Source organism: Pseudomonas sp. UBA2684, assembly GCA_002354655.1.
Taxonomy (GTDB): domain Bacteria; phylum Pseudomonadota; class Gammaproteobacteria; order Pseudomonadales; family Pseudomonadaceae; genus Aquipseudomonas.
Window position 1 is genome coordinate 74954 of sequence record DELY01000006.1, and the last position, 374, is coordinate 75327.

Below are 374 nucleotides of genomic sequence, written 5' to 3' on the forward strand. Positions count from 1 at the left end.
TGGCGGCATTTCGCTTTAGCGGCGAGCTTGCGACAGCTGTTGTCGCGGCTGAAGCCCCTCCCACGGTCTGTACGCGTGTCAGATGCGTAGCCTGGATGGAGTCCGGACTACGGACTGGAGGAGCCGCCTTGGCCACGATGCTTTGAGTCCGTAAGAGATCGCGGGCAAGCCTGCTCCTACAAGAGCTAAGCCAGCAGTCAACGACGTGGGAATCGCTGGGCGGCATTCCGCTTTAGCGGCTGAGCTTGCAACAGCTGTTGTCGCGGCTGAAGCCCCTCCCACGATCTGTACGCGTGTCAGGCGTAGCCTGGATGGAATCCGGGCTACGGGCTGAAGGAGCCGCCTTGGTCACGATGCTTTTGAGCCCGCAAGAG